This is a genomic window from Geodermatophilus sp. SYSU D00525 (assembly GCF_054050475.1).
The window spans coordinates 124,249-145,335 of record NZ_JBJGZK010000009.1 but is presented as its reverse complement, the minus strand read 5'-3'; the positions used below and the strand labels follow the sequence as shown (position 1 = coordinate 145,335).

Below are 21,087 nucleotides of genomic sequence, written 5' to 3'. Positions count from 1 at the left end.
CCGGGCGCTGCCCGCGGCAGGACGTCGCGGGGAGGTCGGGGGTGCCGCCAGCAGCCGTGACGGAGGAGCGCGACACCGGCGCGGGGACGCCCGCGCGCGCCGGCCGTCGCCGCGCCCGCCGCCTGCCGTGGCGCACCGCGCTCGCCGCCGCGGGTGGCCTGGCGATGCTGCTCGCCTTCCCCGGCTGGTCGCTGCCCCCGCTGGCGGTGCTCGGCCCCGCGGCCCTGGCGCTGGCCGTCCGCGGGCAGCGGGCCCGGTCGGGCGCGTGGCTGGGGCTGGTGTGCGGGCTGGCCTTCTTCGTGCCGCTGCTGTCGTGGACCGGCACCTTCGTCGGCGCGTTCCCCTGGCTGGCGCTGGCGGTCTCGCAGGCCCTGTTCCTCGCCCTGCTCGGCGCGGCCACCGCCGCGGTGTCCGGCCTGCGGCTGTGGCCGCTGTGGACCGCGGCGCTGTGGGTGGCCGACGAGGCGCTGCGCGGCCGGCTCCCGCTCGGCGGCTTCCCCTGGGGCCGGCTGGGGCTGAGCCAGACCGACGGCGCCTTCCTCTCCCTCGCCGCCTACGGCGGGGTGCCGCTGGTGTCCTTCGCCGTCGCGCTCACCGGCACGCTGCTGGCCGCCGCCCTGCTCGCCCTCGCCCGCGCCTGGCGGGCCGCCGGGGCGGGCGGTGCCGGCCGAGGCGCCCGCGGGCCGGCGCTGCGCACCGCGGCCGCCCTGGTCGCCGCCGTCCTCGCCGTCCCGCTGCTCGGCGCGCTGGCCTGGGCACCGCTGGCCGGCCCCTCGCTCACCGCGGGCGGGCCCGCCAAGACCGTCGCGGTGATCCAGGGCGACGTCCCGGAGGCCGGGCTGGAGTTCAACGCGCGCCGCCGGGCCGTGCTGGACAACCACGTGCAGCAGACGGTCCGGCTGGCCGCCGCCGTCGCGGCCGGCGACCAGGCGCAGCCGGACCTGGTCGTGTGGCCGGAGAACAGCTCCGACATCGACCCCTACCGCAACGACGACGCGGCCCGCCAGATCAGCCGTGCCGCCGAGGCGATCGGCGCGCCGATCCTGGTCGGCGCGGTCGTGGAGGGGCCGGGCCGGTACCTGAGCAACACCGGCATCGTCTGGGACCCCGAGACCGGGCCCGGCGACACCTACGTCAAGCGCCACCCCGTCCCGCTGGCCGAGTACGTGCCGGCGCGGGCGTTCTTCCGGTTCTTCAGCGACAAGGTCGACCTGGTCCGCCGCGACTTCACGCACGGCACCGAGGTCGGGGTCCTCGACGTCGGTGGCGCGCCGGTGGGCGACGTCATCTGCTTCGAGGTGGTCTACGACTCCCTCGTCGCCGACACGGTGGAGGCCGGCGCCGGGATGCTCGTCGTCCAGACCAACAACGCCACCTTCGGCTACACCGCCGAGAGCGAGCAGCAGCTGGCCGCCAGCCGGCTGCGCGCGGTCGAGTTCGGTCGCACCGTGGTCGTCGCGGCCACCAGCGGCATCTCCGCCGTCGTGGCGCCCGACGGGTCGCTGGCCCGCCGCTCGGAGCTGTTCACCCCCGCGGTGTTCGTCGAGGACGTCGCCCAGCGCGACTCCGCCACGGTCGCCGAGCGGCTGGGCGCGGCTCCGGAGTGGGTGCTGACCGCGCTGGGCGCCGGGGCGGTGCTCGCGGTCGCCGCCCCGGCGCTGCGCCGCCGGCAGCGGGGCACCCGGTGAGCGCGGTGCGGGTGCTGGTCGTCATCCCGACCTACGACGAGGCGGAGAACCTCGAGCCGATCGTGGAGCGGCTGCACGCCGCCGTCCCCGGCGCGCACGCGCTGGTCGTCGATGACGGCTCACCCGACGGCACCGGCGAGCTGGCCGAGAAGCTGGCCGCGCGGGACGACCGGGTGCACGTGCTGCGCCGCACCGAGAAGGCGGGCCTGGGCCCGGCCTACGTCGCCGGGTTCCGCTGGGGCCGGGAGCGCGGCTACGACGTCCTGGTGGAGATGGACGCCGACGGCTCGCACCACCCCGAGCAGCTGCCGCGGCTGCTGGCCGCCCTCGCCGACGCCGACCTGGCGCTGGGCTCCCGCTACGTGCCCGGCGGCAGCGTCGAGGACTGGCCGCGCCGGCGGCTGCTGCTGTCCCGGCTGGGCAACGTCTACACCCGCCACGCGCTGCGCCTGCCGCTGGCCGACGCCACCGGCGGGTTCCGCGCCGTCCGCGGGGAGCTGGTCGACCGGTTGCCCTTCGACCAGGTGGCCAGCCAGGGCTACTGCTTCCAGGTCGACTGGGCCTGGCGGGCCTGGCGGGCGGGCGCCCGGGTGGTGGAGGTGCCGATCACCTTCAGCGAACGGGAGTTCGGCAGGAGCAAGATGACGTCCTCGATCGTTGGAGAGGCGTTGGCACGGGTCACCCTCTGGGGCCTGCAGGACCGGCTGGCCGACCGCCTGCCGGGCCGGGTCCCACGGCCCGTGCCGGGACGGGTCCGCGAGCGCGGGCGGTCCAGCGAGGTCCGGTAGGCGGACCCGGGCCGCCCGCGAGATCGGGCCGGGGAGTGCCGTGGGACACCGGGTACGGGTGCTGGCGGGGCTGTGGGCCCTCGCCGAGGTCGTCGTCTTCGCGCTGGTCGCGGCGTGGATCGGCGTGGGCTGGACGCTGCTGGCCGCGCTGGCCACCACCGTCCTGGGCTGGGTCCTGCTGGCCCGGCAGGGCACCCGGGCGCTGGACGAGCTGCGCGCCCGCGCCCGGGAGCACCGCGCGCCGGGCACCGCGGCCACCGACGCCGGGCTGGTCGCCGTCGGCGGGGCGCTGATGGTGCTGCCGGGGTTCCTCGGCGACGTCGTCGGCCTGCTGTGCCTGCTGCCGCCCACCCGGCCGCTGGTGCGCGCCGCCGTGGGCCGGGGGCTGGCCGCGCGGCTGGGGCTGTCCGCGCCGGTGCGGGTGCGCAGCACCCGGGCGCCGGGGACGGTGTACGCCCGGCCCGACGGCGGGGTCCGGGTCATCGAGGGCGAGGTCGTCGAGGGCCAGGTCGTCGAGGGCCAGGTCGTCGACGCCGGGCCCCGCGGCGGCTGAGCGCTCAGTCGCGGGGGAGGGGCCGGAAGCGCAGGCCGGTGCGCTGGCCCACCTGCTCGACGCCGGTGGCCTCCAGCCGGCCGGGGGCGACGCCGTCGAACAGCCGCAGGCCGCCGCCGAGCAGCACCGGGATGACGTCGACGCGCAGCTCGTCGGCCAGGCCGGCGTCGAGCAGCTGGCGGTTGAGGTCGGCGCCGCCGACGACGGTGACCGCCCGCTCGCCGGCCAGCTCGCGGGCGGTGGCCACCGCCTCGTGCAGGTCGCCGCAGAAGGTGACCCACAGCCGGTCGTTGCGCCGCGGCGGGGTCACCGGCGGGCGTGAGGTCAGGACGACGATCGGCACCTGGTACTCGTAGTCGTCGGCGTAGGAGTCGGGATCGGGCGCGCCGTCGTAGGTGCGCCGGCCCATGAGCACCGCGCCGGTCTCGGCCTGGGAGGCCGCCAGGTACTCCTCGCCGGCCGGGGTGCCGAGGTCGGCGTAGAGCATGCCGAAGTCCCCGTCGGGATCGGCGACGTAGCCGTCCAGGGACACGGTCATGCCGGCGATGAGGTGTGCCACGGGGTCCTCCTCGGTCGGGTCCTGCGGGGCAGACCGGGGGAGGGGAGGGAACTCATCGGTCCCCGGACGCGGAACGGCCCCGGTGGGGGATCCCACCGGGGCCGTCGACGGTCCTGGAACGGCCCACCTCCAGGGGCCCGCCGCGAGCTCGCGAGCGGTGAGGAGGCGGGTCCTTCCTCAGCTGGCGCGGGTCCGCCGGCCGCGCAGCACCTCGAGGCGCTCGGCCAGGACCTCCTCGAGGTCCTCGACGGAGCGGCGCTCGAGCAGCATGTCCCAGTGCGTCCGCGGCGGCTTGACCTTCTTGGGTGCCGGCTCGGAGCCGCCGACCAGTTTGGCCGAGGAGCCGTCGAACTTGCACTCCCAGGTGTCGGGCACCTCGGCGTCGTCCGCGAAAGGGACGGTGAACTGGTGACCGGAGGGGCACCTGTACTCGACGTACTGCCGCTCGATCGGCGCGGTGTTCCGCTCGGTCTCGTAGCTCACGCTGCCCAGTCGGCTGCCCCGCAGGGAACGCTCGCCCATGGCACACCGTCCTCTCGTGCTGGTGGTGTCGGTCAGGACTCCTCGTCGCGGCAGGGGGTACCCACTGCGGGAGGGTGTCGAAAGGGACCAACGGCGGATTTCGCGGAGAGATTCCGCTGAGTCGGTTCCCCATCATCGCATGGGGTGGTATTGGGCCGCGCGCGGCCCCCTCGGCCGGGGGAGGCCGGCCGCTCAGGGCAGGGCGAGCTGCCCCGGGCCGGCCGCGGTCGGGCCGAGCTGGCCGAGCACGTGGTGCCGCCGGCACAGCACCTGGTAGTGCACCTCGGGGCCGGGGCCGGGCCCCTCCGCCTCGCCCGGCGCCGGGGTGGGGGCGGTGTCGGCGACGACGACGGTGGCGCCCTCGCGCACCATCTGCCCGTCGACGACCCGGGCGTTGAGCAGCCCGGGCAGCCCGCACCAGCACAGCACCTCGACCTGGATCCGCTGCACGTCGTCGGCGACCTCGAGCAGCCGCTGGGTGCCCGGGAACAGCCGGGCGCGGAAGTCGGTGGTCAGCCCGAAGGCGTACACGTCGACGTGCGAGGCGTCGACGAGCTCGGCGAGCTGGTCCACCTGCCCGGGGGTGAGGAACTGCGCCTCGTCGACGATCAGGTAGTCCACCCGCCGCCCGTCGGCCCAGTGGCTGCGCACCAGCAGCAGCAGGTCGGTGCCCGGGCCGACCTCGACGGCGTCGCGGCACAGCCCCACCCGGGAGCTGATCCGCGGCTGCGCCGACCGGTCGCCCTGGGTGAGCAGCAGCCCGGAGCGGCCCTGCCGGCTCTGGTTGTGGTCGACCTGCAGCGCCAGCGTGGACTTCCCGCAGTCCATCGGCCCGTGGAAGAACCGCAGGTGCGCCGGGGCCGGGGCACGCCGCCGGTCCCCGGCCGCCGGGACCGACACCAGCGGGGCGGACGGGTCGCTCACAGACGCTCCGGCGGGGTGTTGCCCGCCGCCTGCACGGCCCGGCGCATCGGCAGCCGCAGCAGCAGCAGGAACCCGGCGACGAAGAACACCACCAGGCTGATGATCGCGTACCGGTAGGAGCCGGTGAGCTGGTACGTCAGGCCGAACGCCAGCGGCCCCAGCCAGCTGGTCCCGCGGTCGCTGATCTCGTAGAAGCTGTAGTACTCCGCCTCCCGGCCGGCCGGGATGAGGTGGCTGAACAGCGACCGGGACAGCGCCTGGGTGCCGCCCTGCACCAGCCCGATGACCGCGGCCAGCGCGTAGAACTGCGCGACCGCGCCCTCCTGCAGCCAGTACGCCGCCACCAGCACCGCCGTCCAGGCGACCAGGCAGCCGAGCACGGTGCGCTTGGCGCCGTAGCGGGCCGCCACCCGGCCCAGGCCCAGCGCCCCGAACACGGCGACCACCTGGACCATGAGGATCGCGCCGGTGAGCACCGACTGGGACAGCCCCAGCTCCTCGCTGGCGTAGGTGGCCGACAGCGAGATGACCGTCTGCACGCCGTCGTTGAACAGCAGGTACGCGCCGAGGAACCACAGCGTGAGCGGGAACGCCCGCATGCCGCGCAGCGTCGCGGCCAGCTGCCGGAAGCCGCTGGTGGCGGTGCCGTGCCCGGCGACCGGCGGCCGGTCGCGCAGCAGCGAGACCGAGACCAGGGTGAACAGCCCCCACCACAGCCCCGCCGTCGCCAGGCAGATGCGCACCGCCTCCCCGGAGGTCAGCCCCAGGGACTCCGCGCCGAGGAACAGCCCCAGGTGCACCGCCAGCAGCAGCGCCCCGCCGACGTAGCCGAACGCCCACCCGCGGCTGGAGACCGCGTCGCGCGCGTCGGGACCGGCGAGGTCGGGCAGCCACGAGTAGTAGACGACCGTCGCCGCGCCGAAGGCCACGTTGGCGACGACGAACAGCGCCGCGCCCAGCAGGTAGCGGCCGTCGGCGACGAAGAACAGGCAGGTCGCGGCCAGCGCCCCGAGCAGCGCCAGCCCGCCGAGCAGGTGCCGCTTGCGCCCGGTGCGGTCGGCAACGGCGCCGGTGAGCGGCAGCACGACGACCTGCAGGACCACCGAGAACGACAGCACGTAGGAGAACCAGCTGCCGGGCGGGATGGACAGGCCGAGGAAGGGCAGCCGGCCGTCGGCGCCGACGGCGTCCTCGGCGACGGTGGTCAGGTATGGGCCCAGGAAGACCGTGGTGACGCTGGTGTTGAACACCGACATCGCCCAGTCGTAGGAGTACCAGCCGAAGCGCTCGCGGCGCAGGGCGCGGTCGACGGGCTGCGCCGCGTCGACGTGGGGGGCAGTCACGGGCGCAGGGTGTCAGCCCGGCCCCGCCGGTTCCAGCACCGGGGGGTCGTGGGGTGTCCGGTCACGGGATGTCCTCGGGGACGACGCCGTCGGGGAACGCCGCGGCCCCGTTGGTCGGGCGGGTGGGGTCCGGGTGCAGCGGCCGGCTGGCCGCGCGCAGCGGCACCAGCCCGCGGGTGATCGCCGCGGCGATCCGCATCCGGGCGCGGTTGGCGTCGCCCACCCGGCCCAGCCGCAGGTCCTCCAGGAACACCGGCGGGCCGACGTGCACTCGCAGCACCGGCCGCTGCACCAGCGAGCGGGCCAGGGTGCGCAGCTTCCCCCAGTCGTTGCCGTACTGCAGCACCTCCTGCGCGCCCCACTGGCTGACCGGGATCACCGGCACGCCGACGCCGAGCGCCAGCCGGGCCATCCCGGTGCGGCCGCGCTCGGGCCACCCGTCGGGCGCCAGCCCGACCCGCCCCTCGGGATAGGCGACGACGTGCCCGCCGTGCACCAGCGCCACCTCGGTGACCCGCACCGCGTGCCGGGCGACCTCGGTGCCGCGCTCGACCCGGATGCCGCCGGCGCGCTCGAGCAGCGGCCCCACCACCGGTGCGGAGATGATCCCGCCGGTGGCCATCATCCGCGGCACCACGCCCAGCCGGTGCAGCGCGACGGCGATCAGGAACGGGTCGAAGTCGCCGACGTGGTTGGCCGCCAGCAGCAGCGGCCCGCGGCGCAGCTGCTCGGGGATGCAGCCGGTGACCTCCACCCGGCCGAACAGGTCGACCAGCCAGGAGAACCGGCGCAGCAGGAACAGCCACACGTCCCACGGCGGCGCGGCGGCGATGGCCAGCTCGCGGGCGAACCACTCGGGGTCGCCGTCGTGCAGGACCGCCTCGAGGTGGTCGGGCAGCGGCGGCGGGGTCGGCCGCCACTCACCCAGTGCCGTGCGCAGCCGCCCGAGCCGTCCGGTCACCGGCCCGCCCACTGGCCGCGCGCCTCGAGGATCTCCTTCAGCATGGCCGGGCGGTCGGTCATGATCCCGTCCACGCCGAGGTCGAGCATCGCCGTCGCCTCCTCCGGGGTGTCCACGGTCCACACGTGGACCTGCAGGCCGCGGGCGTGCGCCGCGGCGATGAACCGCTCGTCGACCAGCGCCCGGCCGCCGAGCTGCAGCGGCACCTGGGCGCAGCCGGCCGGCACGCGCACCAGCCCGGCCGCGCGGGGGGAGTAGGAGGACAGCCGCAGCGCCGCCACCCCCCGCGGGCCCAGCGACGTGCACACCGCCGGCCCCAGCAACCGGCGGGCGGCGGCGACCCGGGCGTCGGAGAACGAGGCGAGGCAGACCCGGTCGAGGACGTCCGTCCGGCGCAGCACGCGCACCAGCGGGGCGAGCACGCCGGCGGCCTTGATGTCGAGGTTGAACCGGACGTCGGGCCAGGCGCCGAGCAGCTCCTCCAGCCGCAGGATCGGCTCGCGGCCACCGATGCGGGCGGCGGCGACCTCCGCCCACGGCAACTGCTCGATCCGGCCGGTGCGGTCGGTGACCCGGTCCAGCGCCGGGTCGTGGAAGACGACGACCACCCCGTCCGCGGTCACCCGGACGTCGGTCTCGATGTAGCGGTAGCCCATCTTCACGCAGGCCTCGAAGGCCGGCATGGAGTTCTCCAGGTGCTCGATCGCCCCGCCGCGGTGCGCCATCGCCAGCGGCGCCGGCGCGTCGAGGAAGGCGAACCGGGCGGGAGGCACGGGCGTCACGCTAACCGGCGGCTCCGACGCGCTCACCAGCCCCTTCTCCCGGCGGGTCGGGCGTGTCCCGCGGGACTGTCGGTGGCGGCGTCTAGCGTGCCCGGCGTGGGCAAGCAGCACGCCGACCGCGTGGTCGGGACGGACGGGACGACGGGGAAGGCGGACACGACGGCGGGACGGCAGGGGAGCGGGACCGAACGGCGCTGCGGGTGGTGCCGGCGGGTGCTGCCCCAGGGTGGCTCGGTCGGCCGCCCGCGGATGTACTGCGGCCAGGCCTGCCGGCAGCGCGCGTACGAGCAGCGCACGGCGGTCGCCAAGGCCGGCCTCTCCGACGACGTCGTCCTCGTGCGGCGCGCCGAGCTCGACGGTCTGCAGGACCGGCTCTTCCAGCTGCGCTGCGCGCTCGAGGACGTCCAGACGCTGCTCGGCGAGCGGCACACCAAGGCCGAGCTCGAGCGGTCGCTGGCGGACCTGGTGCACTCCACGGGGCGGCTCGACAAGCTCTGGGTCTCCGAGCGCGCCGCCGGCTGACCCCGGCGTGCGGGCGGGCCCGTCAGCGGCGGGTCAGTCCGGGTCCTGGGTGTCGTCGTCCTGGTCCTCGGGCGCGTTCTGGTCCGGGTTGCTGTTGTCGGGCAGGTTGTCCTGCGACTCGTCGGACGGGTCGTTGCCGCCGCTGTTCTCGCTGTCGTCCGTGGTGCCGTCGTTCTGGGTGTCACCGGCCGCGTTGCAGGCGGTGAGCGTCGCGCCTCCTCCGAACAACGCCAGCGCGGTCATGAGTGCGGCGATCGGGCGTCGGAGTTCCATGTTCCCGACCCTAAGCAGGCACCGGGCGGCCCGCCCGTCGAAGCCGCCGACACCACCGGCATAACGTCACTGTGACGGAATGACGGAGGTGTCGGCGGATGGGGAGCAGGGGACCCGTGGCGGCGACGGCTGCCCGGAGCGGCCGGCGACCGGGGGCCGGACGGGTCCGGGGACGGAGCGGATCGGGTTCCGGTGGAGCCGACGGATCACGGGGCGGCCGACGGATCACGGGGCGGCCGACGGATCACGGGGCGGCCGACGGGCGAGCGGTCAGGGCGTCCGGCGGACCGTCTGACGGCGACGGGTCGCGGACCGGGTGGTGCGGAACGACAGAGACGTGCGGATCGACAGGAACGTCCCGAGCCGCCGGGACGTCGTCGCGCGGCTCGAGACCCGGCACGGCGGGACGGACACGACGACATGGCAACTCGGCGACAGGGGGACGTCCGGTCGTCGACGGGTGGACCGGGCACCGGACAGATGCGCCGTCCAGGTGGTCAGATGGCCTCTCGGGCTCCTAGAGCTGCCGCCGATAATGCACATTATGTCAACTAGCGTGGAGAGGACCCGCTCCCCGAGCACCTGATCAGGTCGCCGGACTCAACCGGACCCGCGGGTCCACCGCCGCCGCGACGACGTCGGCGACCGCGTTCGCCACGATCACCGCACCGATGACCACCGTGGTGAGCCCGACCAGCAGTGCCCGGTCGTGCGCCTCGATCGCCCCCAGGATCGCCGACCCGACCCCGGGCATGCCGAAGACGCCCTCGACCACGACCAGCCCCACGAACAGCTGGCCCAGGTTCGCCGCCACGAACGTCACCACCGGCGTCAGCGCCGGCCGCAGCGCGTGCACACCCACCACCCGCGACGGCGACAGCCCGCGGCCGCGCGCCGCCTGGACGAACGGCGCCCGCAGCGTGTCCCCGACCTCGGCCCGGGTGATGAGCGCGACGTAGCCGGTCGACAGCGCCGCCAGGGCGAGCACGGGCAGGACGTAGGCCGCCGGCTCCCCCGTGCGGCCGTGGAACGGCGCCCAGCCGAGCTCGGAGACGAAGACGAACCGCAGCAGGTAGGCCGCGACGACGACCGGCGTGCCCACCAGCACCGTGGCCACGGCGTAGACGCCCGTCCCGGTCCACCGCCCGCCCGCCGCCAGCGCCCCGGCGACGACGCCCACCACGAGCTGGAGGACGACCGCGCCGGCGAGCAGGGCCGCGCTCACCGGCGCGGTCGCGGCGACGATGTCGAGCACGGCCGGCCCGGGCACCACGGCGTCGCCCCGGAGGGAGGGCAGTCCGCTCCCCCAGTTCCCGGTGAGCAGGTCGCGCAGGTACAGGCCGTACTGGACCGGCAGGGGCTCGTCGAGGTGGTACTCGCTGCGGATCCGGGCGTAGAGCGCCGGAGGCGGCGGCTGGAACCCGAACAGCGCCCGCACCGGGTCCCCGGGGAGTTGCGTCACGGCGACGAACACCAGGGTCACCGCCGCCCACAGGCTGAGCAGCATCTGCCCGGTCCGGCGGGCGGCGAACGCGACCACGGCCGACATCGTGGCAGGACGGTGATCATCCCGGTCGACGCGGCGGCGCCCGCTCGGTCAGACTCCGCCGGTGCCGTCCTCGTCCACCGACCCCCGGGAGGCCCGGCCGGTGGTGGGCCGCCGGAACGCCCCGCTGGTGGTCGCCGTCGCCGTGCTGGCGCTGCTCACCGCGACCGCCCTGGTCCCCGGCGCCGTCACCGACGCCGACCCGCGCTCCTGCGACCTGGCCGACTCCCTGGTGCCGCCGTCCTGGGACCACCCCTTCGGCTTCGACCTGTTCGGCTGTGACCTGCTCGCCAAGACGGCGTACGGCGCGCGGACGTCGCTACTGCTCGCCGTCGCCGTCATCGTGCTCAGCGGCCTGATGGCCGTCGTGCTGGGGACGCTGGCCGGCGCGGCCGGGGGCTGGGTCGACGGCGTCGTCTCGAGGCTCACCGACGTCTGGGCGGGCATCCCGCTCGTGCTCGGCGGGGTCGTCCTGCTCAGCGCGACCGACCGGCGCGGGGTGTGGCAGGTCGTCGCCGTGCTCGCGGTGTTCAGCTGGCCGCCGATGGTGCGCGTCACGCGGGCGAGCACCCGGCAGGTCCTGGCCCTGGAGTACGTCACCGCGGCGCGCGCCCTGGGCACCGGGTCGCTGCGGCTGGTCGTCCGGCACGTGCTGCCCAACGCGGTCCGCCCGCTGCTGGTGTTCGCCAGCGCCTACGCGGGCGTGCTGATCTCCGCCGAGGCGGTGCTGACCTTCGCCGGGGTCGGCCTGCAGCGGCCCACCGAGTCCTGGGGCATCCTGCTGCAGCAGGGCGGCGAGGCGGCGTCGCGCGCACCGCACGCGCTCGTCGCGCCGAGCCTGGTCCTCGTCGTCGCGGTGGCCGCGTTCGTCCTGCTCGGCGAGGGCCTGCGCAAGACCGCCCGGACGGCCCGCGGGCACTGACCCCGCTCCCCTGCCGGCCTCTCGCTCCCATGGGAGGCGTTCACCACGTCGTCCGCTTCACGGACCGGGCCGCCCGCCAGAAGGCGACCCGGTCCGGTCACTGATTTCCACCCCGGGGCGCAAATCGGTCGAATTCGACGCACACGTTGGGGATAACGGGTCAGGAGGACAGTGCGAGGCCGACGCCGCGACAACCGTGTGGCGCCAGCGCACCAGCGCCGGCGTCCGACTCGATGCCGGATCGCGCGGGCTCGGGTCACGGTCCGCGCCTCCGTCCCCGGGGTGCCGGCGGCGGACAGTCTGCCCCGGACGTCCCTGTCGGCGGGCGATCCCGGACGACGTGTCGCCGGCGCCTCGCGAGGCCCGCGCGCCCGGGCGCACCGGCGACCGAACGGGTACGACACTCCCCGCCCTCGTCGTCCGCGGCGGCAGGGGCCCCCTCCCCTGTCGTGGTGGGGTCTTTCCGCTTTCCTGCGTCGTACCAATGTTCGGGATAACGGACGAGTGATCCAGGGTCACAGTCCGGCTACGGCACGGAGCGGTGCCGTTGACCCCTGCAACAGTCCGCCACTACGTTCCGCGCCGGTGTGCTCCGCGCCACACCGGCGGCCTGACCCGGGCCGTCTCCTCCCCGTGCTCGGCGCTGCGCCGGGAAGGGACCGCACGTGACCGCTACCGACCTCCGACCGAGCCAGACACCCACGCCCTCCGGTGGCGGGGGCCTGCGCCGGTTGTGGGACCGCAAGCTCGACCGCTACCCCGACACCGGTCCCCGGTCGCTCTACCTGGGGATCACCGTGCTGGCCACGGTGGTCCTGTACTACGAGCTCTACGTCGGCGGCGCCGTCGCGACGCAGATCATCGCCGAGCTCGGCTACTCGTTCACCGGCTACGTGTTCGTCTCCGTCATCGGCAACCTGGTCGGCGCCTTCGCCTCGCTGTTCGCCGGCCTCGCCGACCGCTGGGGCCGCGCCAACCTCGTCGTCGGCGGCCTGCTCATCACGGGCCTGATCCTGCTGGTCGGGCTCCCGCACGCGCCGGGCAAGACGGCCTTCACCGTGCTGTTCGCGGTGCTGAGCTTCGTCGAGGGCGTCGTGCTGGTGGCCACCCCGGCACTGATCCGCGACTTCTCGCCGCAGGTCGGCCGCGGGGTCGCCATGGGCTTCTGGACCCTCGGCCCGGTGCTGGGCAGCCTCGTGGTCACCACGGTGTCCAGCAACACCCTCGACGACCACCCCGACTGGCGCTTCCAGTTCTACGTCTGCGGCGTCGCCGGCCTGGTCGTCTTCCTCGTCGCGCTGGTCGGGCTGCGCGAGCTCTCCCCCGCCCTGCGCGACCAGCTCATGGTCAGCATGCGCGACCGCGCGCTCATCGAGGCCCGGGCCCGCGGCCTGGACACCGAGCAGGCGTTGAGGGGCCACTGGCGGCAGATGCTGCGCTTCGACGTCGTCGGGTCGGCCTTCGCCATCAGCATCTTCCTGCTGCTCTACTACATCCTCGTCGGCTTCGCGGTCGTCTACTTCGCCACCGTGTTCGGCTACTCCGAGCAGCGCGCCAACGCGCTGGCCAACTGGTACTGGGTCACCAACGCGATCGCCCTGGTGGTCACCGGCGTGCTCACCGACCGGTTCCGGGTGCGCAAGCCGTTCATGGTCGTCGGGACGCTCGTCGGCCTGGTGGGCTCAGTGCTGTTCGCGCTGTCGGCGACGGAGCCGGAGACCGGCTACTACACGATCGCGGTCTACTTCATCCTGTCGGCGGCCGGCGGCGGTATGGCCTACGTCGCCTGGATGGCCTCCTTCACCGAGACCGTCGAGCGGCACAACCCGGCCGCGACGGCGACCGGCCTGGCCATCTGGGGCTGGCTGCTGCGGATCGTGGTGACGGCGTCGCTGGCGGTCTTCACCCTCGTCGTGCCGGCCACCTCGGTGCTGGTCGACCAGGGGTCGCGGGTCACCGAGATCGTCGCGGCGCACCCGCAGGAGGTCGCCGTCCTGTCGGCCGTCCCGCCGGAGGCGTCCGAGGCGCTGGCCGCCGACCCGGCCGACGTCGACGCGCTGGCCACCGCCCTCGGCGCCGTGGCCACCCAGCAGGGCGCCGACGCCGACGAGGCCGCCGCGGTCTCCGAGGCGGTGCGGAACCGGGCGCCCCAGCTGGCCGCCGCCCAGGCGGTCGACCCGGCCACGCTGGCCGCGCTGCAGCAGGACCCGGCCGACGCCGCGGCCGGTGCCGCCGCCGTCGGGCAGATCGCGCAGGCCCTCGGCGTCGACGCCGGCACCGCCACGCAGCTGCTGGTCAGCCTCGGCGACCCGGCGGTGCAGGCCGACCTCGCGCTCGTGCAGCGCTACGCGACGGTGCTCACCGAGGCCAACGCCGCGATCCCGGCCGACGACCTCGCCTACCTCGCGGCCCACGGCGACGAGGTCGCCACCGCCGCCGAGGAGAACCCGCACCAATGGCAGCGCTGGTGGTGGGTGTGCGTCGCCGGGCAGGTGCTGTTCCTGCCGTTCGTGTTCGTGATGGCCGGCCGGTGGAGCCCGCGCCGGGCGCGCCAGGACGAGCAGGCGCACGAGGAGATGGTGGCCCGGGAGCTCGCCGCGCTCGAGCGCACGACCGCCTGACCGCCGCCTGACCGCACGACGGGCCGGGGAGCACGCGCTCCCCGGCCCGTCCGCGTCTCAGCGGGAGGCGGCCGCCACCCGCACGCCCAGGCCCACGAGCACCGCGCCGGAGGCCGCGTCGAGGCCGCGGCGCACGCGGGGGCGCCGGAACCAGCTGCCGGCCCGGCCGACGCCGGCCGCCAGCCCCAGGTACAGCGCCGTCTCGACGGCGACCTGCAGCAGCCCGAGCAGCGCGGCGGTCAGCAGCGGGGAACTGCCGGCCGGGACGAACTGCGGGTAGAAGGCGATCATGAACACGGCCAGCTTCGGGTTGGCCAGCTGCACGAGCAGCCCCTCGGCGAGGGCCCCGCCCCAGCGGCGGCGCACCGGCCCCTCCGCGGCGGCCGGCTCCGGCCCGGGACCGCCGCGCACCGCCCGCCACAGCGCCCGGCCGCCCAGCCAGAGCAGCACCGCCGCCCCGACGGCGCGCAGGACGAGGAAACCGGCCTCCGACGCCGCGACCGCGGCCGCCACCCCCGCGCCGGCCAGCAGCGCCCAGACGAACAGCCCGGCCTCGAGCCCCAGCACCGTCGGCACCGCGGCCGCGCTCCCCCGCAGGGCCGCGCGGCGCACGATGAGCGCGACGGCGGGCCCGGGGGTCGCGGCGATCAGCAGCACCGCGCCCAGGAAGGCGGGCAGCGCGAGCACCAGCGCCGGGACGTCCACGGGACCAGCGTGGCAGCAGCCCCTCCCGTCGTCGTCGGCTTTTCCCCGTCGGTTCGTCCCAAGCCGTCTTCACTGCAGATAGTTGGGGATAACGGTCGAGGGCAGGACGCGGGGTCCCGGGTCGCTCAACGACGGCGGTCGCGCCAGGACCGGCCGTGCAGCCACCACTCGAGCCGGCGGGTGATCCACGGCAGCAGCAGGTAGGTCATCACCGGGGTGAGCGCCAGGGTGACGACCAGCACCCGCAGCGCCACGGGCACGTCCGCCAGCAACGCGCCGAGGGTCACCGTGGCCAGCAGGTTGAGCGGGTAGAAGACCAGCCAGATCGTCGTCGCCTGCTTCCACCGTGGCGGCGCCGGCGGCCCGGCCGAGGTGGCGACCTCGGTGCTGACCGGCTGGTCGAACCAGCCCTCGATGCCGGTGCGGCGCTCGGTGCGGGTCACCTCGGCCAGCCCCTCCGCCGAGCGCAGCCACCAGGCGCGCTCCGCGGAGGCCTCCCACGCGGCGAGCGCCTCGTGGTCGGCGAAGCGGCAGAGCATGTGCCACTCGTCCGAGCCGCCGCGCGGGCGCACCCACCCGGCGCCGAGGAAGCCCAGGAAGGACTCGGCCATCGTCATGCCCGCCCGGATCCACGCCGTCATCTCCCGGGTGTGCGCCGGGTCGGCCCGGCGGGTGAAGGAGACGGTGACCGGGAGGCGTGCGGCGGCGACCGGGAGCGACGTCGTCATACCGCCAGGATCGGCGACCGGCCGGGTGCCGCGCAGGCCGCGGGAGCGTGATCTGCCCCGCCCTCGCTGCTCCCCCGTCCGGGCGGGGCAACCGTCGCGCGGCCCGGGTAGTTGGGGATAACGGGCGACACGGCGGCCGGGCACCTGCCCGGGTCCTCCCAGGTGCGTGCGGTTGACTCGCCGGGATGGACGCCGTCGACCGCCTGTGGACCCGCGTGACGGCCGAGGCGCCGCTCCCGCCCGCCGTCCTGACCGGGGCGGCCGTCGTCGCGCTGCTCGTCGTCGCCACCCCCGCGCTGTGGCGGCCGGCGCGCACCGTGGTGACCATCGCCCACGAGGGCGCGCACGGCCTGACCGCACTGGCCACCGGCCGCCGGCTGGCCGGCATCCGGCTGCACTCGGACACCTCGGGGCTCACCGTCTCCCGCGGGCGGCCGGCCGGCGCCGGGATGGTGCTCACCTGCGCAGCCGGCTACGTCGGGCCGGGCCTGTTCGGGCTGGGCGCCGCGGCGCTGCTGGCGGCCGGGCACGCCGTCGGGGTGCTGTGGGCGGTGCTGGCCCTGCTCGCGCTCCTGCTGCTGCAGATCCGCAACCTCTACGGCCTGTGGGCGGTGCTGGTCACCGGCGCGGCCCTGGCCGCGGTCACCGCGTGGCTGCCGCCGGCCGGGCAGGCCGCCGTCGCCGCCGCGGTCACCTGGTTCCTGCTGCTCGCCGCGCCGCGCACCGTGCTCGAGCTGCAGGGCGCGCGCCGGCGGCGGGCCGCGCCGGACTCCGACGCCGACCAGCTGGCCCGGCTCACCCGGCTGCCCGCGCTGCTGTGGGTGGGCGTGTTCCTGCTGGTCGACCTGGCCGCGCTCGGCCTCGCCGTGCGGTGGCTGCTGCTCTGACGCCGCTCAGGAGGAGTACGGGCTGCGCCGCCGCGGCTCGGCGCCGTGCGGCTGAGTGACCTTCCCGGTGTCGGGCGCCGGCGGGATGTCGACCACCATGTCCTCGTGGTCGACGGTCACCCGGCGGCCGTGGTGGTGGACGTCGAGCGGGTCGCCGTCGAGCAGCCGGTAGGTGGCCTGCTCCTTGGTCACGGTGACCTGCAGCGTGCGGCCCTGGTAGGCCAGCCGGAAGCGCAGCCGGGTGATCCGCTCGGGCAGCCGCGGGGCGAACAGCAGGTGCCCGTCGTGGTCGCGCATGCCGCCGAACCCGGCGACGGCGACCATCCACCCGCCGGCCATCGAGGCGATGTGCAGGCCGTGGCCGGAGTTGCCGTGCAGGTTCTGCAGGTCGGTGAGCGCGGCCTCCGCCCAGTAGTCGTAGGCCAGCTCCAGGTGCCCGGTCTCGGCGGCCACCACGGCCTGCTGCGCCGCCGACAGCGAGGAGTCCCGCACGGTGCGGGCCTCGTAGTAGGCGAAGTCGGCGACCTTCTCCTCGAAGGTGAACGCGTCCCCGCGCAGGTGCAGGGCCATCACCAGGTCGGCCTGCTTGATGACCTGCTTGCGGTAGATGTCGAAGTACGGGTAGTGCAGGAGCAGCGGGTAGCACTGCGGCGGCGTGTTCTCGAAGTCCCACTCCTCGTGGTGGGTGAACGCGTCGGACTGCATGTGCACGCCCAGCCGGGTGTCGTAGGGCACGGCCATGAGCCGCGCGGCCCGCCGCCAGGTCGCCACCTCGTCCTCGGTCACCTGCAGCCGCCCGGCGACGTCGGGTTGCCGCTCGGCCGCCTCGGCCGCCTCGCGCAGGTTCCGCTGCGCCATGAGGTTCGTGTAGACGTTGTTGTCCACCACGGCCGTGTACTCGTCGGGGCCGGTGACCCCGTCGATGCGGAAGCCGTGCTCCTCGTCGAAGTGGCCGAGCGAGGCCCACAGCCGGGCGGTCTCGATCAGCAGCTCCGCGCCGAAGTCGCGGTCGAACTCCTCGTCCCCGGTGGCGTGCAGGTAGCGGACGACGGCGTCGGCGATGTCGGCGTTGATGTGGAAGGCCGCCGTCCCGGCCGGCCAGTACCCGGAGGTCTCCTCGCCGCGGATGGTCCGCCACGGGAAGGCCGCGCCGCGCAGGCCGAGCACGGCCGCCCGCGCCCGCGCCTTGTCCAGGGTCGAGTACCGCCAGTGCAGCGCGTCGCGGGCGGCGTCCGGGGCGATGTAGGTGAGCACCGGCAGGACGTAGGTCTCGGTGTCCCAGAAGGTGTGCCCGTCGTAGCCCGGCCCGGTCAGCCCCTTGGCCGGGATCGGCTGCCGCTCGGCGCGCAGGCCGGCCTGCAGCAGGTGGAACACCCCGACCCGGACGGCCTGCTGCAGCTCGTCGTCGCCCTGGACCTCGACGTCCGCCCCCGCCCAGAACTCGTCGAGGACCTGCCGCTGCTCGTCCGCCAGCCGGGCGAAGCCGGCCAGCTTGGCCGTGGCCAGCGCCCCCTCCACCTGGTCGCGCAGCGCCGCCGCCGACCGCCGCGACGACCAGCCGTAGGCGAGGAACTTGACCAGCTTCAGGCCCGAGCCGTGGCCGGGCAGCCGCGCGGCCAGGGTGTAGCGGGCCAGGTCCTCGCCGGCCTCCATGTCCTCGGTGGCGGTGTCGGGCACGTCGACGACGTGGTCCATCCCCGCGGCCATCCGCAACCGGCTGCGCCGGGTGGCGTGCACCATGACCGCGCGCTTGCCGCGGGCCACGGCGATCTCGTTGACCAGCGGCCGGCGCAGCGCCGCCGCCGCGCGCGGGTCGTCGCCCTCGCTGCCGCTGTCCACCGGCTCGTTGGCCAGCAGGTCCGACTGCAGCGCGATGTAGAGGTCGCCCCGGTCGTCGGTGCACTCGACCTGGTACTCGATCGCGGCGATCGAGCGGCGGCGCAGCGACACCAGCCGGGTGCTGGTCACCCGCACCGTGCGGCCGTTGGGCGAGCGCCACTCGGTGACCCGGCGCAGCACGCCGCGGCGCAGGTCCAGGCTCCGACGGTGGTCGACGATCTCGCCGTAGTCCAGGTCCAGCGGGGTGTCGCCGACCAGCAGCCGGATCAGCTTGCCGTCGGTCACGTTGACGACGGTCTGCCCCTGCTCCGGGAAGCCGTAGCCGGCCTCGGCGTAGGGCAGCGGCCGCTCCTCGAAGAAGCCGTTGAGGTAGGTGCCGGGGACGACGACCGGCTCCCCCTCCTCGAACGAGCCGCGCAGGCCGATGTGCCCGTTGGCGAGCGCGAACACCGACTCGTGCACGCCCAGCGACGAGTGGTCCAGGCCGATCTCGGTCAGCGCCCACGGCTCGACCGGGAAGGTCGCTCTCCCCTCCGTCACGTGCGGTCCTCCAGCAGCTGGTCGAGGTCGGTCACGACGACGTCGGCGCCGTTCTCCTTCAGCCCGTCGGCCTGCCCGACCCGGTCCACGCCGACGACGAACCCGAAGTGCCCCGCCCGCCCGGCGGCGACACCGGCCAGCGCGTCCTCGAACACCGCGGCGGCCGACGGCTCGACCCCCAGCGCGCGGGCGCCGGCCAGGAACGTGTCGGGGGCGGGCTTGCCGCGCAGCCCCTCCCGGGCGGTCAGCACGCCGTCGACGCGGGCGTCGATGAGGTGGGCGAACCCGCCCGCGGCGATGACCTGCTCGCCGTTGGCCGAGGCGGTGACCACCGCGGTGCCCAGGCCCGCGTCCTTGACCGCGCGCAGGTAGGCCATCGACCCGGGGTAGACCTCGACGCCGTGCTCCTCGAGCTCGGTGAGCAGCAGCTCGTTCTTGCGCCGGCCGACGCCGTGCACGGTCAGCGCGTCCGGCGGGTCGCCCGGGGAGCCCTCGGGCAGCGTGATGCCGCGGCTGGCGAGGAAGTCGCGGACGCCGTCGGCGCGCGGCTTGCCGTCGACGTAGCGGTTGTAGTCGAGCTGGGTGAACTCCGGCGCCTGCGGCTCCCGGCCGCGGAGGAACTCGTCGAAGGTCCGCTTCCACGCGGCCATGTGCACGGTGGCGGTGCGGGTGAGCACGCCGTCCATGTCGAAGAGGCACACGCGGATGCCGTCGGGGAGTCCGAGCACGGTGCGGACGCTACCCACGCGCGTCCCCGGTGACCCGTCGAGATCACCCGGTCGGGATCCCGCGGTGGACACCGGCGGCGTCCCGTCCGGGGCGCGCGGCGGGGACCGGCTGCCTAGGGTCGGCGCCGGGACGGCACCGGCCGCCCCCCCGCCCGACGAGAGGACCCCGATGGCCGACCGGCCCCAGCCGCCCAGCCCCTACGACTTCCTGCCGCCCGTCCCGTCCTTCACCGTCACCAGCACCGACGTCACCGACGGCGAGGTGCTGCCGATGCGCTGCGTCAGCGGCGTCATGGGCGCCGGCGGCGAGGACACCTCCCCCCAGCTGTCCTGGTCGGGCTTCCCCGGGGAGACCAAGGGGTTCGCGGTCACCGTCTACGACCCCGACGCGCCCACCGCCTCCGGCTTCTGGCACTGGGTCGTCACCGGCATCCCCGCCGACGTCACCGAGCTGCCCTCCGGCGCCGGCAGCCGGGACGGCGCGGGCCTGCCCGCGGGCGCCCGGCAGCTGCGCAACGACGCCGGCTTCCCCGGCTACGTCGGCGCCGCGCCCCCCGGCGGCCACGGCCCGCACCGCTACTTCACCGTGGTGCACGCCCTCGACGTCGAGGACATGGGCGTGCCCGACGACGCCAGCCCCGCCTTCCACGGCTTCAACCTCTTCGGCCACACGCTGGCCCGCGCCGTCCTGGTGCCCGTCTACGTCCAGGACTGACCGGCCTGCCGCGGGGGCGTCCGCGGTCCGGGGGCCCGGGCCGCCCCGGGCGCCCCGCGGCGGCTCAGGCCGGCGGGCGGGCGGCCACCCCGGTCGAGCCCAGCCAGGCGAAGCCGACGCGCTCGTACACCCGGGCGACGTCGTCGTCCCCGGCGGTGAGGAACACCAGGTCCGCGGTCTCCCGGGCCTGCGCCACCAGCGCCGAGGCCAGCGCCGCGCCGACCCCGCGGCCGCGGCGGCGCGGCGAGCTGGCCACGCCGACCACCTCGCTGATCTCGGTGCCGTCGACGTCGACCGGCTGGTGCGCGCCGACGGCGACCGGCTCGCCGTCCTCGACGGCGACCATCACCACGGTCCGCCCGGTGGCCACCCGCTCGCGCAGCACGGCGGTGCGCGCCTCGTCCGGCGGCCCGGGGTCGTCCAGCACGCCCGCGCCGCCCTCCGCGTGCGGGGCGAAGCCGCTCTCCAGCAGGTGCTGGTAGTGCGGCAGCCGCGGGTCCTCGGCGCCGACCAGGTACAGGCGCACCCCGTGCGGGAGCAGCAGCTCGACCGGCTCGTCGACCACCAGCAGCGGGAACTCGGTGACCAGCAGCCCCGCCTCGCGGGCGGCGGCGGCCAGCGACGGCGTCCGCTCGACCACCCACTCGACCGCGGCCGGCAGCCCCGCCTCCTCCTGCAGCGCCACCGCGGCGCGGACGTCGTCGGCGCCCACCCGGCGGGTGCCCGGGCGCGGGCGGGCCGGGAACGGCCAGGCGGGCGGGCCGATCGGGACGTCGAGCGGGCCGGCGGCGACCGGCGGGGCGTCGGGCAGGGACGCGGCGGCGGCGTACTGCTCGACGCGGTCGAGCAGCCCGGGACGCGTCGGCACACCGGCACCCTAGACGCGGGCGCCCGCGCCGGCGCCCGGCCGCGGCCGCCGGGGCCGGTCCGCCACCCCGGCG

The 21,087-nt window shown here is 75.7% G+C and carries 21 protein-coding genes; 8 read left to right on the top strand and 13 right to left on the bottom strand.

Features of this window, described 5'->3' with window-relative positions:
* Positions 1-56 precede the first annotated feature (56 nt).
* Genes lnt through ACI796_RS10420 form a run of 3 tightly spaced genes read left to right on the top strand, consistent with a single transcriptional unit; the run spans position 57 to position 3,029 of the window.
* Positions 57-1,688: an apolipoprotein N-acyltransferase gene (gene lnt, locus ACI796_RS10430; protein ID WP_456941157.1), complete on the top strand. Its 1,632-nt coding sequence runs from the start codon at positions 57-59 to the stop codon at positions 1,686-1,688.
* The gene (locus tag ACI796_RS10425; protein ID WP_456941156.1) at positions 1,685-2,476 is read left to right on the top strand and encodes a polyprenol monophosphomannose synthase; all 792 of its coding nucleotides are present in this window, start codon (positions 1,685-1,687) and stop codon (positions 2,474-2,476) included. Before lnt ends, ACI796_RS10425 begins: the two co-directional genes overlap by 4 nt.
* Positions 2,477-2,516: 40 nt before the next feature.
* Positions 2,517-3,029: an FxsA family protein gene (locus ACI796_RS10420; protein WP_456941155.1), complete on the top strand. Its 513-nt coding sequence runs from the start codon at positions 2,517-2,519 to the stop codon at positions 3,027-3,029.
* A gap of 4 nt (positions 3,030-3,033) precedes the next feature.
* Here the strand turns inward: ACI796_RS10420 and ACI796_RS10415 are convergent, their stop codons facing one another.
* The 6 genes from ACI796_RS10415 to ACI796_RS10390 all read right to left on the bottom strand — a co-directional run bounded on the left by ACI796_RS10415 (position 3,034) and on the right by ACI796_RS10390 (position 8,111).
* Complete coding sequence (locus tag ACI796_RS10415) at positions 3,034-3,588, bottom strand: dihydrofolate reductase family protein (protein WP_456941154.1); 555 nt, start codon at positions 3,586-3,588, stop codon at positions 3,034-3,036.
* Between the two features lie 177 nt (positions 3,589-3,765).
* Positions 3,766-4,110, bottom strand: coding sequence for an RNA polymerase-binding protein RbpA (locus ACI796_RS10410; RefSeq protein WP_456941153.1), 345 nt, complete (start codon positions 4,108-4,110; stop codon positions 3,766-3,768).
* Positions 4,111-4,302: 192 nt separating this feature from the next.
* Complete coding sequence (locus tag ACI796_RS10405) at positions 4,303-5,034, bottom strand: thymidine kinase (RefSeq protein WP_456941152.1); 732 nt, start codon at positions 5,032-5,034, stop codon at positions 4,303-4,305.
* Positions 5,031-6,377, bottom strand: a complete 1,347-nt coding sequence (locus tag ACI796_RS10400) for an MFS transporter (protein ID WP_456941151.1) — start codon at positions 6,375-6,377, stop codon at positions 5,031-5,033. The genes ACI796_RS10405 and ACI796_RS10400 overlap by 4 nt, the downstream gene beginning before the upstream one ends.
* 61 nt (positions 6,378-6,438) lie before the next feature.
* A complete protein-coding gene (locus ACI796_RS10395; protein WP_456941150.1) occupies positions 6,439-7,338 on the bottom strand; it encodes a lysophospholipid acyltransferase family protein in 900 nt (299 codons plus the stop codon).
* On the bottom strand, positions 7,335-8,111 hold the full coding sequence (locus tag ACI796_RS10390; protein ID WP_456941149.1) for a glycerophosphodiester phosphodiesterase: 777 nt from the start codon (positions 8,109-8,111) through the stop codon (positions 7,335-7,337). The genes ACI796_RS10395 and ACI796_RS10390 overlap by 4 nt, the downstream gene beginning before the upstream one ends.
* A 105-nt stretch (positions 8,112-8,216) precedes the next feature.
* Between ACI796_RS10390 and ACI796_RS10385 the strand changes: the two genes are divergently transcribed.
* The gene (locus ACI796_RS10385) at positions 8,217-8,642 is read left to right on the top strand and encodes a hypothetical protein (protein ID WP_456941148.1); all 426 of its coding nucleotides are present in this window, start codon (positions 8,217-8,219) and stop codon (positions 8,640-8,642) included.
* 33 nt (positions 8,643-8,675) lie between these two features.
* On the opposite strand, the gene ACI796_RS10380 is transcribed toward ACI796_RS10385, so the two are convergent.
* Positions 8,676-8,915, bottom strand: a complete 240-nt coding sequence (locus ACI796_RS10380; RefSeq protein ID WP_456941147.1) for a hypothetical protein — start codon at positions 8,913-8,915, stop codon at positions 8,676-8,678.
* A 586-nt stretch (positions 8,916-9,501) separates the two neighbouring features.
* The gene (locus ACI796_RS10375; protein WP_456941146.1) at positions 9,502-10,455 is read right to left on the bottom strand and encodes an ABC transporter permease; all 954 of its coding nucleotides are present in this window, start codon (positions 10,453-10,455) and stop codon (positions 9,502-9,504) included.
* A gap of 70 nt (positions 10,456-10,525) precedes the next feature.
* Here ACI796_RS10375 and ACI796_RS10370 point away from each other — a divergent pair, with 70 nt between their 5' ends.
* On the top strand, positions 10,526-11,383 hold the full coding sequence (locus tag ACI796_RS10370) for an ABC transporter permease (RefSeq protein WP_456941145.1): 858 nt from the start codon (positions 10,526-10,528) through the stop codon (positions 11,381-11,383).
* A gap of 665 nt (positions 11,384-12,048) precedes the next feature.
* Complete coding sequence (locus ACI796_RS10365; RefSeq protein WP_456941144.1) at positions 12,049-14,004, top strand: MFS transporter; 1,956 nt, start codon at positions 12,049-12,051, stop codon at positions 14,002-14,004.
* Between the two features lie 57 nt (positions 14,005-14,061).
* On the opposite strand, the gene ACI796_RS10360 is transcribed toward ACI796_RS10365, so the two are convergent.
* Together ACI796_RS10360 and ACI796_RS10355 are read right to left on the bottom strand one after the other, a co-directional pair.
* On the bottom strand, positions 14,062-14,709 hold the full coding sequence (locus ACI796_RS10360) for a LysE family translocator (protein WP_456941143.1): 648 nt from the start codon (positions 14,707-14,709) through the stop codon (positions 14,062-14,064).
* Between the two features lie 125 nt (positions 14,710-14,834).
* Positions 14,835-15,437: an antibiotic biosynthesis monooxygenase gene (locus tag ACI796_RS10355; RefSeq protein WP_456941142.1), complete on the bottom strand. Its 603-nt coding sequence runs from the start codon at positions 15,435-15,437 to the stop codon at positions 14,835-14,837.
* Between the two features lie 185 nt (positions 15,438-15,622).
* On the opposite strand from ACI796_RS10355, the gene ACI796_RS10350 reads away from it, so the two are divergent.
* On the top strand, positions 15,623-16,324 hold the full coding sequence (locus ACI796_RS10350; protein ID WP_456941141.1) for a M50 family metallopeptidase: 702 nt from the start codon (positions 15,623-15,625) through the stop codon (positions 16,322-16,324).
* Between the two features lie 6 nt (positions 16,325-16,330).
* Here the strand turns inward: ACI796_RS10350 and ACI796_RS10345 are convergent, their stop codons facing one another.
* Positions 16,331-18,703: a glycoside hydrolase family 65 protein gene (locus ACI796_RS10345; RefSeq protein ID WP_456941140.1), complete on the bottom strand. Its 2,373-nt coding sequence runs from the start codon at positions 18,701-18,703 to the stop codon at positions 16,331-16,333.
* Complete coding sequence (locus tag ACI796_RS10340; RefSeq protein WP_456941139.1) at positions 18,700-19,431, bottom strand: HAD family hydrolase; 732 nt, start codon at positions 19,429-19,431, stop codon at positions 18,700-18,702. Before ACI796_RS10340 ends, ACI796_RS10345 begins: the two co-directional genes overlap by 4 nt.
* A 169-nt stretch (positions 19,432-19,600) precedes the next feature.
* On the opposite strand from ACI796_RS10340, the gene ACI796_RS10335 reads away from it, so the two are divergent.
* Positions 19,601-20,146: a YbhB/YbcL family Raf kinase inhibitor-like protein gene (locus ACI796_RS10335; RefSeq protein ID WP_456941138.1), complete on the top strand. Its 546-nt coding sequence runs from the start codon at positions 19,601-19,603 to the stop codon at positions 20,144-20,146.
* A 64-nt stretch (positions 20,147-20,210) separates the two neighbouring features.
* Here the strand turns inward: ACI796_RS10335 and ACI796_RS10330 are convergent, their stop codons facing one another.
* Positions 20,211-21,014 carry a GNAT family N-acetyltransferase gene (locus tag ACI796_RS10330; RefSeq protein WP_456941137.1) on the bottom strand — a complete coding sequence of 268 codons (804 nt, stop codon included), beginning with the start codon at positions 21,012-21,014 and terminating at the stop codon, positions 20,211-20,213.
* Positions 21,015-21,087: the final 73 nt, after the last annotated feature.